The organism is Bacillota bacterium (assembly GCA_040754675.1).
Taxonomy (GTDB): Bacteria; Bacillota; Limnochordia; order Limnochordales; family Geochordaceae; genus Geochorda.
The window spans coordinates 1-13,420 of sequence record JBFMCJ010000021.1 but is presented as its reverse complement, the minus strand read 5'-3'; the positions used below and the strand labels follow the sequence as shown (position 1 = coordinate 13,420).

Sequence of the window (13,420 nt, the reverse complement as noted above, 5' to 3'; positions counted from 1 at the left end):
CGACCGCATTCTGCGGGAGCTGCGCATCGGGCTGGGGAGCCTGGGGCACCGTTCGGGGCGCGGTCTGGAGGAGGCCGTACGCGCCACCGTCGAAGAGTTCTCGGGGGTCGGTCCGCTTCAAGCCGAACGGCTCGTGCTGAAGGACGCGGCCGGCGAGGTATTCGGCATCCCCGGGCAAGCGATTGAATTTGACGCGTTCGTCCACGATGGCCGGCGGTTTCTGGTCGAAGTAAAGGGCTTTGCAGAGCCCGAGGATGTCCTGAAGTTCTTCCGCAAGCTTCAGTTTGCCCAGCGCCAGCTCGACGAGCCGTTCGAGAGGCTGATGATCGCTCCGTTCGCACAGAAGCGGGCCGTGCAGCTTGCCCAAGAGCTCGGCATCCGGATGCTGCTGGCCGAGGCCGAACAGGAGGAGCAGCCTGAAGCCTCGGGCCCCGTTTGAGCCCCGGCAGCGCCTCGAGCGCCGCTTGATGCGAGTTGGCTTCTGCCGCCGGCCACGCCGCCACGCAGGAGATGAGGGGCCCCCATCGAACCAGCCCAGCAGCCCCTAACAGGAGGTGTCATTGCAATGACCCATCTAGAGCCCTCTGGCGGACAAGGCCCGCGCGGCGCCTGGCTGTGGGCGGCCTTCGTGGCCGTGTTTGCCGTCATGGCAGCGGCGCTTCCGTCGGCTGCTGCCGCCCAAACGATCACCGTCGCCACCGGGACGGATGCCGTCCGCCTGGATCCGCCCGACATGACGGACAACCCTTCGGAGACGGTCTTGCGTCACATCATGGATGGGCTCGTCGAGTTCGACGAGCGGCTCAACATTCGCCCGGCCCTGGCCGAGCGCTGGGAGTTCGCCAACGACGGTAAGGACGTCATCTTCTACCTTCGCAAGGGCGTGCGCTTCCACGACGGTACGCCCTTCAACGCGCAGGCGGTGAAAGCCAACTTCGACCGCATCCTGACGAGCAAGCTTCGCCGCACGGCGCTGTACGCTCCCTACGTCGACTCGGTGGAAGCGCGCGATGCCTACACGGTCGTCTTTCATCTGAAGTTTCCCTTTGGGGCCTTTCTCCACCACCTCGCCCACGGAGCCGGCCTGATTCAGTCACCGGCCAACATCCAGCGGTGGGGAGAGAAAGTTGGCCAGCACCCCGTGGGTACCGGGCCCTACCGGTTCGTTGAGTGGATTCCGGGCGACCACATCACCCTGGAGGCCAATCCCGAGTACTGGCGGGGCCGGCCCAAGGCCGACCGCATCGTCTTCCGGGTGGTCCCGGAGGACGCCACCCGCGTCTTCCAGCTGCAGACGGGCGAGGCCGACGTGATCACCTTCGTGCCGCCCAGCGAAGTGCCCCGGCTGCAGGCCGGCGCCGAGACGAACGTGCTGGTCCGGGACAGCCTTCGCGTCATTTACGTGGGCTTCAACACGCAGCGCAAGCCATTCGACGACCCGAGGGTGCGCCAGGCCATCAACTACGCGATCAACAAGGAACTGATCGTCTCCCAGGTGCTGGGCGGGTTCGCCCAGGTCTCGGACTCGCCGATGGCGCCCCTGGTCAATGGCTATTGCTCTACCGGGGGCTACCCCTACGACCCGCAAAAGGCCCGCGAACTGCTTCGCGCAGCCGGATACCCGGGCGGGCTGGACGTCACTCTGTGGGCGCCTCAGGGCCGCTACCTGAAGGATTACGAAACGGCGGTGGCCATCCAGGCAATGCTGCAGCAGGTCGGGGTGCGCGCCCAGCTTCGCACGTTCGAGTGGGCGACTTACCTGCGCAACATCTTCGATGTTCCCAAAGAGCAGGCCACCTACCAGATGTTCCTTCTGGGGTGGGCGCCGTCCACCGGTGACGCCGACTGGGTGGTGCGCCCGCTGCTCCACTCCAGCTCGCATCCGCCGGGCGATAACGCAAGCTATTACAGCAATCCTGCCGTCGACCGGCTCATCGAACAGGGCATGAGGGTGAGCGATCCGGCCGCTCGGGCCCAGGTGTATTGCGAGGCGCAGAAGCAGATCGTGGCCGACGCGCCGTGGGCGTTCTTGCACGTGCTGAAGCAGATCGTCGGGGTGCGCTCCAACCTCCAGGGCGTCAAGGTGCTGCCCATCGAAATCGTTCTGGTGAAGGACGCGTGGAAGCAGTAGCCGCCCTTCTCCGCGTCGATGCCACACCCGGGCGGGCCGGCGCTTCGCCGAAGGCTCGGCCCGCCCGGCCGCCAACCGGACCAAGGGGAGTTCTGTTTTGACGCAGTACCTTCTGCGCCGAACCGGCATCCTGGCCGTCGTGGTCATCGGGATCCTCGCGGTCGTCTTCGGCCTGGTGCGGCTGGCCCCCGGGGATCCGGCCCGCCTCATTGCCGGCCCCGACGCGCCCCCGGAGACGGTGGCGCAGATCCGCCGCCAGCTCGGGCTTGACCGCCCGCTTCCGGAGCAGTTCGTCCTCTTCGTGCAGCGAGCCGCCCGGGGCGACCTGGGCTCGTCGTACCAGACGGGGCGGCCCGTTTTGGAGGAGATCGGCTGGCGCTACGCAAACACAGCCAGGCTGGCGCTCTCGGCGGTGGCGCTGGCAAGCCTGGTCGGCATCACCACGGGCGCGCTGTCCGCGCGGTACCCGTACAGCCTGGCCGACACCACGGTGATGACTCTGTCGCTTGTGGGCGTCTCGGCCCCGGTCTTCTGGCTGGGCCTGCTGCTCATGTGGCTGTTTGCGGTGCATCTCCGGTGGCTTCCCACAGGGGGGTCGGGCGGCCTGGAGCACCTGGTGCTGCCTACCATCACCCTGGGCGCCGCCCTGACGGCGACCATCGCGCGCATGACCCGTTCGAGCCTGCTCGAAATCATCGATCAGGAGTACATTCGCACGGCCCGGGCCTACGGCGTCGCCGAGCGGCGTATCCTCTTCCGGCACGCCCTTCGAAACGCCATCCTCCCCGTGATCACCGTCGTGGGCCTGCAGCTCGGCTATTCGCTGGCGGGAGCGGTCCTGACCGAGACGGTGTTTGCGTGGCCGGGCATGGGGCGCCTCATCGCCGGCGCCATCTTCACCCGGGACTATCCCATCGTTCAGGCCGGGCTTTTGGTGGTCGCCGTGACGTTCGCCGTGCTCAACTTCGTGGTGGACATCCTCTATGCGTGGCTGGACCCGCGCATCCGGTACGAGTGAGGCTTCTATGGCACAACTTCAACCATCCGCCGACGCCGCCATCGCACTGCCGTCAAGGCGCGTAAGAAGGCTGCCAGCGTGGCTGCGAACCCCGGGCGGGATCGCGGGGTTTGCGGGGGTGGCCCTGTTCATCTGCGTGGCCCTGCTGGCGCCTTTGCTGTCGCCTCATGACCCCAACGCCATCGAACTGCTCAACATTCTCAAGCCGCCCTCGGCCGACCACTGGCTTGGGACCGATCAGTTCGGGCGGGACGTCTTTGCCCGCATCGTGTGGGGAAGCCGCGTCTCCCTGACCGTGGCCGTCGCGTCCCTGGGGCTGGCGGCTGCGGTGGGGATCTTCCTGGGGGCGCTGGCCGGTTACCGCGGCGGGTGGGTCGATGAGGCCACGATGCGCGTGGTCGACGTGCTGCTCTCCTTTCCGGACATCATGCTGGCCATCGCCGTCACCGCGATCCTGCCGCCGGGGCTGGTCAGCACCATCGTCGCGATCGGCGTGTACAACCTGCCCCAGGTCATGCGGGTGACGCGGGGCTCGGTGCTTTCGGTCCGCAACAACCTGTACGTCGAGGGGGCCAGGGCCGTCGGCAAGAGCGACTGGGGGATTCTCGTGCGGTACGTCATCCCCAACGCCATGCCCCCGGTGCTCGTGCTGCTCACCCTGCGAACGGCCGCTTCGATCCTCACCGCCTCGGGGTTGAGCTTCCTCGGACTGGGGGTCCAGCCGCCGACCCCGGAGTGGGGCGCCATGATAAGCGAGGCGCGCACGTACCTGGTGACGGCCCCCCATCTGAGCCTGGTTCCCGGCCTGGCGATCGCGGGCACGGTTCTTTCGTTCAACCTGCTGGGCGACGCCCTCAACGATGCGCTCAACCCGCGCATGCGAGGGCGCCTGCGAGTGATTGGACGGTAGACGCTTCAGACAGGGGGCTTTGTCGATGGAGGCGCCATGCTCCCTTTTGCGCGTGGAACGCATCTTCACCCCGGAGCCGAGCGACGCCACGGACATCCTGATGTGCGGCGAACGCATCGCCTGGGTCGGCAAGCGGCTCGACCCGCCGGCCGGGTGGCCCGTTGAACTCGTCGAGGTGCCGGGGGCTCTGGCGGTGCCGGGCTTCATCGACGGCCACGTGCACGTGACGGGGGGCGGGGGAGAGGGAGGCTACGCCACGCGCTGCCCCGAGATCTCGGTGGACGAGATAGTGGCGGCGGGGGTTACGACGGTCGTCGGCTGCCTGGGAACCGATGACGTGACCCGCCACCCTGAGGCGCTGCTGGCAAAGGTGCGCGCGCTCGAGGAGCAGGGGGTCTCGGCGTACATGTACGTGGGTTCGTATGCGGTACCCCCCGTTACCCTCACCGGCAGCGTCAAGCGGGACCTGGTGCTCATCGACAAGGTCATCGGCGTCGGGGAGATCGCCATCTCCGATCACCGCTCGGCGCAGCCGCAGCCGGCCGAGCTGCGGCGCCTGGCTGCCGAGGCGCGGGTGGGGGGCATGCTGGCCGGGAAGGCGGGCATCGTCCACGTTCACGTGGGGAGCGGCCGCGACGGGCTCAAGCCGCTGTTTGACATCGTGGAGCAGACGGAGCTGCCCATCACCCAGTTCGTCCCCACGCACGTCAACAGGACCCGGCGCCTGCTCGACGAGGCGGAGCGGTTTGCCTCGCTTGGCGGGACGGTGGACGTGACGGCTTTTGACTTCCCGTCGGCCGACGCGGTGCCCGCCTGGCAAGCCATTGTGCAACTCGCCGGCCGCGGCGTCGAGTGGTCGCGGATCACGATGAGCTCGGACAGCAACGGGAGCCTGCCCGAGTTTGACGAGAGCGGCCGGCTGGTGCGCATGCGGGTCGCCAGCATCCGTTCGCTTCTGGCCGACTGGCGCAGCCTGGTCAGGCAAGCGCGTGTGCCGTTGGAGCGGGCGCTGCAGGTCGTGACGAGCAACGTCGCCTCCGTGTTGAAGCTGCAGCGCAAGGGGCGGCTCCTCCCGGGCATGGACGCGGACATCGCGGTGTTCGACGGCGATCTCAACGTGCTTCAGGTCTGGTGCCGCGGCCGGCGGCTCCACCCGCCGGGTGCGTGACCTGAGGCTGCGCCCTGCAAAGCTTCCGGCGGGGGCTTCAACCGCCGCACCCGAGGACGTCACACAGGATTCCGGCGTAGAGCAGCGCGGCATGCTCAAGCTCGGCAATAGCGACCGACTCATTGACCACGTGAGCCTGGGTGACGTCGCCCGGGCCGAGGATCACGGTCGGGATGCGGGCATCGTTGATGAGGTACCGGGCGTCGGTGGTGCCTGGCATGCCGCCAGGGCGGGTCGGGCCGAGGCCAAGAAGTTCCCGCACGCGGGCAACGGAGCGGACGATGGGTTCGTCGGCGCGGATCTCGGAAGGTCGGGCGTCTCGTATCAGCCGGAGTTCAGGGCGCAGCTCCGGATCCGAGGCCTGCAGCGCGGCAAGCTCTTGCACCAGTTCATCCCGGGCGCCCTCGATGGTCTCCCCGGGGACGAGGCGGCGGTCCACGGTGATGGTGCAGCGATCGGGGACGACGTTGGTGTTGGTGCCGCCGGTGATGGTGCCCACGTTCAGGGTCGGAGAGCCCAGGACGGGGTGGCGTGCTCTGAAGCGCAGGTCAGATAGCGCCTGCACCACCTTGCTCATCTTCACGATGGCGTTGACGCCCAGTTGGGGGGTCGATGCGTGACAGCTGCGGCCGAGGGTCGTGATCTCGGCCCACATGAGGCCGCGGGCCGCAACGAGGGGCTGCAGTTGCGTCGGTTCGCCGCAGATGCCGGCGTCGGCGCGGGCATGTCCGTGCTCCACGAGGTAGCGGGTGCCGAGAGGGCCCAAGACTTCCTCGTCTGCAACGGCCTGGACGGCCAGGGTTCCCTGCAAGGCGATGCCGGCCCGGTTGAGGATCGCCACAGCCTCGAGGATCGCGGCGACGGCGCCTTTCATGTCGGCGCTGCCCCGGCCCCAAAGGCGCCCTTCGGCTATGACCCCGTCGAAGGGCGGGTAGCGCCAGGCAGACCGGTCGCCGGCGGCCACCACGTCGAGGTGGCCGTTCCAGAGGAGCGTACGGCCGGCGCCACCGGCGGTGTTGCCAAAGCGGCCGACGACGCTGGCGCGCCCGGGGGCGGGCTCGACGAGGCAAATACCGGTGAACCCGAGCCGGGCCATTTGTTCCTGCACCCAGCGAGCCGCAGCCGCTTCGTTGCCCGGCGGGTTGGTGGTGTCCATGCGAACCAGCGTCCGGGCCATTTCGAGCAGTTCTTCCGTGTCCAGGTGCCTTTTGAGAGCCGCAGCAAGGGTGCTCATACGCCCGACGGCCACCGTTGCGGGGTCACCTTGACGATGGAGCGGGGGACACGCAGCGACACGCCGGCCCGCCGCAGGGCCACCTGCGAGAAGCGAAGGTCGCAGGCCATACTCAGCAGCATATAGGCTTCCTCCCTCGGAAGGCTGAAAAGGCCGGAGAGCAGCTGAATCCCACGGTTGACCGCGGCGGCGGCCGCCTCTTCGAGGCTGTCGCCATCGCCGACCAGGAACCAGCCGTCCCCGGTCTGCACCACGGGCCCTGGCTTTGTTCGGCCTTGCGTCGTGCCAATGTCACCTTCAGGCGGTCCCATGCCGTGGTGGCGTTCAGGCGATGCCGAGGTAAGCCTCCCGGATGCGGGTGTCGGCGACCAGTTGCTCCACCGGGCCGGCCTGAATGACCCGCCCTTCGGCCACGATGTACGCCCGCTGCGCCACCTGCATGGCCAGCACGGTAATCCTGTTCGACCAGGAGAACGGAGATCCCCCCACTCCCGCTGCACCTTCACAATGCTCTCGGCGATCCGCCGGCACTGCTGGGGCCCATCACGGCCACGATTTCGCCCGCCCCCAGGCTGATGCCGTCAACGGCCAGCGCCCCGCCATAGCCGGCCACCAGGTCCCGTACAGCCACCGCTCGAAATGGAGCAGGTGAGCCACCTCAACGGCCCGCTCTTGCACCTGGCGCTGTTCCCGGCCGCCCGGGTCGAAGGTACGGTCGCTGAGGCCGACCACGAGGTTCTCCAGGCCGGAGAGCCGGGAAAATGGGTGGACGAGCTGAAACGTACGGACCATCCCGAGCCGGGCGATATCATGGGGCGCGGCGTGGGTGATGTCGCGGCCCCGGAAGGCAATGCGCCCCTGGGTGGGCCGGACGAACCGGTCAGCATGTTGAACAGGGTCGTCTTGCCGGCGCCGATCGGGAGCGACTTTGCAACGTGAAAACATACGTATGCTTCAGAGGACGGCGTTCGTAAGCGGACGGACACAGGCGGCACGTATAGGGGCGACGCCGCGGGCAGCCGAGCATCGATGGAGGTGCGGCGTGTCCATGCAGGGCTGCGTGATAGCGAACGCTATCGCTAACCTCTCATCCCTTCGGTGCAGCATTCGAACCGTATGCTTCGCTGACAGGCAGCACGAGATGGCACCAGCTGGACCCAGGCATCCAGTCGTCCGTGGCATTCCGCCGCGTTGTCAAGACTTCGTTGACGGCCTTGCGTGTCCCTCCGAAGCATCGAAAGCCCATCTCCTCGTCGCGGTAGTGGCGACTATGGCGGTCCATCGAGCCACGACCCCACAAGTGGTGTACCGCTACCCGGGACTATAGCCGAGGTGATCTTGGAGGAGATCCTGACACCCGCGTCGAATATGCTCGATAAACAACATTGTATGCACGATCGTCAGTTGGACGTAGCGTGACGGCTTACCGTCCGGTTGCGCGACGGAGGGCGCTCTATTGCGGCACAAACAGGTCCTTTCACTGAACCCGCGGAAGGCGAGGCTGACCCAGCAATGTGCGTGAACGTCGACTTCGAACGGCCGTCGGCGAGTCTGGTTCGCGCATTCGCCGAGCTGGGGGCAGCGACGGTCTACGAAGCGAATGGGCAGATGGGCCGGATGAATTCCGCGATCAAGCCTCTTGCGCCAGGCATGAAGGTAGCCGGGCCCGCTCTTCCCGTGCGCTGTCATCCGGGCGACAACCTCATGGTGCACGTGGCGGTGAGCGTCGCGAAGCCCGGCGATGTTCTGGTTGTGGATGCGGGTGGCTACCCCTTTGGGGAGAGGTGCTCACCGTCGCTGCCCGGGCACGAAACATTGCTGGTCTCGTCGTGGACGGGGCGGTCCGCGACTCTGCCCAGATCCGGGATATGGGCTTTCCTACCTTTGTGCGAGCGATAAGCATTGGCGGGGCCTCAAAGTGTGCGGGTGGATCCGTCGGGGAGCGGGTCAACTGCGGCAGTGTAACGGTCCATCCGGGTGATGTCGTGATAGGCGACGACGACGGTGTTGTCGTGGTCGGCCTGCAGAGCGTAGACGCCGTCCTTCGGGCCGCCAGGCGGAGGCAGCAAGAGGAAGCGCAGATCATGGAGGCCATTCGCCACGGCAAGAGCACCCTGGAGCTTTTGGGTCTCAAGCCGATCGTGGAGCGGCTCAGTGCTTTGTCTAAGTAGGAGGCTCAGGAGGGCAAGCTTATGGGTCCCCCACCGTACGGAGAGCAGCGCGACACCCGACCTCGCGTTGAACCTGGCGCTGTGGAAGACTTTGTAACCTGCCTGTTCGCGCGAGCAGGGCTTCCGGAACAGGACGCCACGGAAGTGAGCAGGTGCTTTGTCTTCGTGAGGCTCCGGGGGATTGCTTCCCACGGTGTCAGCCGCGTAACCGTTTATATTCGCCGATTGCGCCTGGGGCTGGTCAACGCCAGACTGAGGGTCCGCGTTGAGCAAACGGGCTTATCTACAGCGGTCCTCGATGGCGACAACGGCATGGGACCCGTGGTGGGTCTCGCGGGAATGCGGACTGCGCTTGACCTGGCGCGCCAAACCGGTGTGGTTGCTGTTCGTCACAGCAATCACTTTGAAGCTGGCGCTTATTACGTTTACGACGCCATCCGCCAGCAGTGCGTAGGCGTGGCACTCTCCAACGTGCCGCCCACGATGGCGCCCTGGGGAGGACGGGGACGACTCCTCGGCACCAACCCGGTGGCGGGGGCCGTCCCGGCTGGCAGCTATCTACCGGTTGTCCTCGACATGGCGACAAGCGTTGTAGCCCGGGGGCGCATCATCTTGCCGGCGCAGCGGGGCGAATCCATTCCTGAAGGGTGGGCTCTTGACCCGACCGGTCTCCCTACGACAGATGCTGACGCGGCTCTATTGGTTTATCGACGATGTCAGGGCGTGTCAACCGGCCCAAGGCTTTTTTGAGGTGGTCCTACCGGGTGCGCTCGAAGAGCGCCTGTTGAAGACTTACGCGAAAGACGGTGTCCCCCTTGACCCGGCGTCCCCGATATGTTGCAAGAGCTCGCCGAAACGCTGGGGGTGGATTCGCCCCAGCTTGTCAAACCAGTTTGAGGGTGCGGAGGTTCGGTGGGGTTGTTGACAAAAGAAGAGCGGACAGGGCTTCACGAGGTCTTGCCGAGGCTGAAGCCGGAGGCACTCGCTTCCGAAGTGTACAAGCACCTTTCGGAGGCCATCCTGTCCGGGGTGCTGGCGCCCGGGACTCGGCTGAAAGAGGCGGATCTAGCCAGGCAGTTGGGAGTTAGTGCAACTCCCGTTCGGGAAGCCCTGAGGCGGCTCGGCGACGACGGCCTGGTTGAGTACCAGTACCGGAAAGGGTGTTGGGTTAGGGCCCTGTCGGCGAGGGAAGTCAGAGAAGTGTACGTCGTACGCGAGGCAGTCGAGGGTATGGCTGCACGGCTTGCGGCGGTGAACCGAAGCGAGGACGGCTTGGCCCAGCTTTTGAAGCTTCAAGAGAAAGGCCGGGCCGCGCTCGGGGCCAACGACCTCGACGAATATCATCGCTATAATGCCGCTTTTCACGAGGCGATCGTCGAGCAGTCGGGGTGCCGGTTGTTAGAAGAAACGCTTACCCCCATCCGCCATCAAATCAGGCTGTTGACCCTTCACACGGTTCGTTACCCCGGTCGTCCCAATGTGGCCGTCGAGGAACACGAGCAGATCCTCGGCGCCATCGAGCGCAGGGATGCCGATGAGGCCGAGCGTCTGATGCGGTTTCACATTCGGCGAGCTATGGAAGAGATGCTCAGTCGCATGGCTGCAAGTTCGGGCAAGGAGGAGCAGTGAAAGAAATGTACTTGGAGACCTCACCGTTCGGATTTGGCCCGATAGGAACCCGTATCCTCTTCGGTTGCGGCCTTGCGAGTCGCCTCGGGACGGAATTGCTCGAGCGAGGATGGAAGCGCGCCTTTGTTTTGACTGATCCAGGGGTGGCGGCGGCCGGGATCAGCGACCACGTCGTACGCGGCCTTAGAAACGCCGGCATTGACCTGGAAGTCTTCTCAGAGGTACCAGCTGAAACTAGCGCACAGCTTTGCGAAAGGCTTGCAGTAGCAGCGAAGGACTTCAAGGTCGATGTTATCGTAGGCCTGGGCGGCGGCTCTGTGCTCGATACCGCCAAAGCGATAGCTACCGCCCTGACCAATCCCAAACCGCTGACCAGCTACAAAGGCCTTGGCAACGTCGAAAGAGCCGCCTTCCCCATGGTAGCCGTTCCCACGACAGCGGGGACTGGTAGCGAGGCCAGCATCTGGATCGTTTTATTCGACGATGAGGCCGGCGTGAAGTTGGGAATCGGAAGTCCGCACGTCGTTCCCGTCTTGGCGATCTGTGATCCCGAACTGACGGTCACGCTCCCGCCTTCCATAACGGCGTCCAGCGGGCTTGATGCCCTTGCACACGCGGTGGAATCCTACACCAACAATGCGTGGAACCCCATCTCAGACGCGCTCACTTTGAAAGCGGTTGAACTGATAGGAGAACATCTTCGGGGGGCCGTCAGAAACGGCCGCCGTCTCGAACACCGTTACGGGATGATGCTTGGTGCAACCCTGGCCGCGATGGGGATGAACGACACTCGCCTCGGGCTGGGTCATGCTATCGCAATGTTTCTGGGATACAGGCCCTGGCGAGTTCCCCATGCAGTTGCCGTGGCAGTCCTGCTCCCGTACGTCATGGAGTTCAACTACCTCGGGGCGACCCGCAGGTTCGCTAGGTTGGCTCGGGCGCTGGGTGAACCCGTGGATGGCCTGACTGAGCGTGACGCGGCGCGCCGCGCCGTTCAAGCGGTGCAAACTCTTATCAACGACGTGGGAATGAACGTAAGGCTCGGGGTGTTCGGCCTTACAGCATCGGACCTGGATGGAATTGCCGAACGAGCCCTGCAGACAGACAACGCCACAGTCAATCCCCGGCTCGTGACCAAAGCGGACATAGTCGAGATTTTGAAATCCGCCCTGTAGGACTGACCCAACAGGGAATCGTGGGCGAGCGGTTAAAGGGGGGATGAGGCTTTCAACCGGCGGACACGGTGTTGGGGTTTGGGTTAGGATCAACTGCCCAGATTGCGTAAAGGGGGATGCGCGGATGAAAGCCAAGAGAGGCGCTCTTGTGTGGCTGACAGCAGTCTGGATACTCACCCTGACTGTGGGCGCAGCGGCCGGGGTTGCGAGTGCCGCCGAACAGATACGGCTGACTCTCTCAACACCGGATCCCACCAATTCCCCGATCACGTTGACAGCGAAGTATTTCGAGCAGCTCGTTGAGCAGCGAAGTGGCGGGCGCGTGCAGATCCAGGTGTACCCCGACGGTGCGCTGTTCGGCGGATCCCCTCCTGCCGCCATCAAACAACTCGGCGCAGGGGCCCTTGACCTACTCGCTCTAACAACATCCCTGTACGCTCCCTTCGACGCCCGCTTCAACATGTTCACCGTCCCGTTTTTCTTCCGTGATATGATAGAGGTGGCGGCCTTCACGACAACCGATCCGGCGACGCAGCTGCTCCGTGACCTCGAGCGGATGGGTATCGAAGGGCTCGCTTACTGGGTGCGGCCCATGCGAAAGATTACGACGTCCAGCAGGCCCGTTCGTTCTCCCGGTGACTTCAAAGGGTTGCGCTTCCGGGTTCCGCAGAGCCCCGCGTACGTGACGTATTTCCAAGCATTGGGGGCAAGCCCGGCACCGATTGCTTTCGGGGAGCTCTACACCGCGCTGCAAACGCGAACGGTGGACGGCCAGGAAAACCCCTTGGGCGTTATCTGGAGCGCCCGGTTCTACGAGGTCCAAAAGTACGTAACGATGTCTGACCACCAGACCGACGTCTGGATCCTGGCCGCCAACAAGAAGAAGTGGGAGTCGCTACCGAAGGATGTGCAGGACATCCTGCTGCAGGCCGGTAGAGACGCCGGCCTGTGGAAGCTCAACTTCGAGACAGCCATGGAGGCCGAGTACCTGCGCAGGCTGCGGGATCGCGGGATGGAGGTCATCGTCCTTTCTCCGGAGCAACGGCAAGCGTTCGAAAAGGTCGCCAGTTCCGTAGAATCGAAGTACAAGGAACTCGTTGGCGGGGCGTTCTATGAGGAGGCCGTGAAAGCTCTCCAGGCCCTTCGCAACTTCTAGGGGACAAGTCTCGGTGCAGCGAGGTTCCCATCACGTAGCCTCGCTGCACCGGGACGGTTAGGAACGAGGGGATGGCTGTGGCTGAGAAAGGGATGCGAGGCATTGAAGCCTCGCTCGCGGACAAACCTGCCGCAACCGTTACGCCTGTCGGGCAGCAGCCCGCCGGGGGATTCTGGAATAGGCTTATTCGGATTGAACGGAGCATTCGTGACGGGATCCTCATGATGGGGATGCTCGGACTGACCCTGGTGGTACTCGTCGGTGTCCTGACCCGATGGGCTCGGGCATCCTTACCCTGGACCGAGGAGGTCGCCCGGTACATCTTCATCTGGTTCATGTTCCTGGGTGCCGCCGCGGGATTCGGCGACGACAGCCACACCCGCCTACAGTTCCTTGAGCACTACCTGGGTGCCAGCGCTAAACGCCTCGTTCGGGTTGTGCTGGGAGCCTCCGTCTTGGTGTTCCTGGGGTTGCAAGTGTACACGGGATGGCTGCTGGTAGACCAGCAGTGGATGGCTGGAGAAAGGGGCTACGCCGTCCGGTTTCCACTCGCTTTAGTGGGATTGTCGCTGCCGGCGAGCGGGGCCGTGGCGATTCTTGAGATTGCGGATTACCTTCGCAGAACGAGCCGAACGGCGCGAGCCCTGGCCGGAGAGACAAGTCCTATATTGGACAAAGGGTGACAAACCCCATGTCGGTAGTCATCATTACGACCTTCGCGGTGCTTAGCGTGATTGGCGTACCCCTTGCGGTGAGCATGGCGCTGGGGGCGGCGGCCGGTTTGTTCCTCTCCGGATCCTTCCCGCTTCACATCTTTTCGCAAACCAT

At 64.9% G+C, this 13,420-nt stretch carries 17 protein-coding genes; 13 read left to right on the top strand and 4 right to left on the bottom strand.

From position 1 onward, the window contains the following. From AB1609_02540 to iadA, 5 genes are all read left to right on the top strand, one after another. Nucleotides 1-439, top strand: a 439-nt coding sequence (locus AB1609_02540) for a DUF3782 domain-containing protein (protein MEW6045348.1), incomplete at its 5' end; no start/stop codon positions are given. Between the two features lie 126 nt (nt 440-565). Next, the gene (locus AB1609_02535) at nt 566-2,131 is read left to right on the top strand and encodes a glutathione ABC transporter substrate-binding protein (protein ID MEW6045347.1); all 1,566 of its coding nucleotides are present in this window, start codon (nt 566-568) and stop codon (nt 2,129-2,131) included. A 97-nt stretch (nt 2,132-2,228) separates the two neighbouring features. Next, entirely contained in the window at nt 2,229-3,149 is a 921-nt protein-coding gene (locus AB1609_02530; GenBank protein ID MEW6045346.1) for an ABC transporter permease, read from the top strand. A 7-nt stretch (nt 3,150-3,156) separates the two neighbouring features. Continuing rightward, the gene (locus tag AB1609_02525; protein ID MEW6045345.1) at nt 3,157-4,059 is read left to right on the top strand and encodes an ABC transporter permease; all 903 of its coding nucleotides are present in this window, start codon (nt 3,157-3,159) and stop codon (nt 4,057-4,059) included. A 25-nt stretch (nt 4,060-4,084) separates the two neighbouring features. After that, on the top strand, nt 4,085-5,227 hold the full coding sequence (gene iadA, locus AB1609_02520; GenBank protein MEW6045344.1) for a beta-aspartyl-peptidase: 1,143 nt from the start codon (nt 4,085-4,087) through the stop codon (nt 5,225-5,227). 37 nt (nt 5,228-5,264) lie between these two features. Here iadA and AB1609_02515 read toward each other — a convergent pair whose 3' ends face one another. The 4 genes from AB1609_02515 to AB1609_02500 form a co-directional block, all read right to left on the bottom strand. Continuing rightward, complete coding sequence (locus AB1609_02515; protein MEW6045343.1) at nt 5,265-6,461, bottom strand: M20 family metallopeptidase; 1,197 nt, start codon at nt 6,459-6,461, stop codon at nt 5,265-5,267. Beyond that, nucleotides 6,458-6,715 (bottom strand): hypothetical protein, encoded by a 258-nt coding sequence (locus AB1609_02510; protein ID MEW6045342.1) that lies wholly within the window; start codon nt 6,713-6,715, stop codon nt 6,458-6,460. The genes AB1609_02515 and AB1609_02510 overlap by 4 nt, the downstream gene beginning before the upstream one ends. 70 nt (nt 6,716-6,785) lie before the next feature. Beyond that, the gene (locus AB1609_02505) at nt 6,786-6,950 is read right to left on the bottom strand and encodes a hypothetical protein (GenBank protein MEW6045341.1); all 165 of its coding nucleotides are present in this window, start codon (nt 6,948-6,950) and stop codon (nt 6,786-6,788) included. Nucleotides 6,951-6,963: 13 nt separating this feature from the next. Further along, the gene (locus tag AB1609_02500; protein MEW6045340.1) at nt 6,964-7,092 is read right to left on the bottom strand and encodes a hypothetical protein; all 129 of its coding nucleotides are present in this window, start codon (nt 7,090-7,092) and stop codon (nt 6,964-6,966) included. An 8-nt stretch (nt 7,093-7,100) separates the two neighbouring features. Between AB1609_02500 and AB1609_02495 the strand changes: the two genes are divergently transcribed. From AB1609_02495 to AB1609_02460, 8 genes are all read left to right on the top strand, one after another. Further along, entirely contained in the window at nt 7,101-7,400 is a 300-nt protein-coding gene (locus AB1609_02495) for a hypothetical protein (GenBank protein ID MEW6045339.1), read from the top strand. Between the two features lie 573 nt (nt 7,401-7,973). Then, complete coding sequence (locus AB1609_02490) at nt 7,974-8,360, top strand: hypothetical protein (GenBank protein ID MEW6045338.1); 387 nt, start codon at nt 7,974-7,976, stop codon at nt 8,358-8,360. Beyond that, nucleotides 8,246-8,632 (top strand): hypothetical protein, encoded by a 387-nt coding sequence (locus tag AB1609_02485; GenBank protein ID MEW6045337.1) that lies wholly within the window; start codon nt 8,246-8,248, stop codon nt 8,630-8,632. The genes AB1609_02490 and AB1609_02485 overlap by 115 nt, the downstream gene beginning before the upstream one ends. A gap of 21 nt (nt 8,633-8,653) precedes the next feature. Continuing rightward, entirely contained in the window at nt 8,654-9,382 is a 729-nt protein-coding gene (locus AB1609_02480; protein ID MEW6045336.1) for an Ldh family oxidoreductase, read from the top strand. Between the two features lie 171 nt (nt 9,383-9,553). Continuing rightward, entirely contained in the window at nt 9,554-10,261 is a 708-nt protein-coding gene (locus tag AB1609_02475; protein ID MEW6045335.1) for a GntR family transcriptional regulator, read from the top strand. 5 nt (nt 10,262-10,266) lie between these two features. Then, nucleotides 10,267-11,436 carry an iron-containing alcohol dehydrogenase gene (locus AB1609_02470; GenBank protein ID MEW6045334.1) on the top strand — a complete coding sequence of 390 codons (1,170 nt, stop codon included), beginning with the start codon at nt 10,267-10,269 and terminating at the stop codon, nt 11,434-11,436. Between the two features lie 124 nt (nt 11,437-11,560). Then, nucleotides 11,561-12,592 carry a DctP family TRAP transporter solute-binding subunit gene (locus AB1609_02465; GenBank protein ID MEW6045333.1) on the top strand — a complete coding sequence of 344 codons (1,032 nt, stop codon included), beginning with the start codon at nt 11,561-11,563 and terminating at the stop codon, nt 12,590-12,592. Nucleotides 12,593-12,663: 71 nt separating this feature from the next. Beyond that, on the top strand, nt 12,664-13,275 hold the full coding sequence (locus AB1609_02460) for a TRAP transporter small permease subunit (protein MEW6045332.1): 612 nt from the start codon (nt 12,664-12,666) through the stop codon (nt 13,273-13,275). The last annotated feature ends 145 nt before the right edge of the window (nt 13,276-13,420 follow it).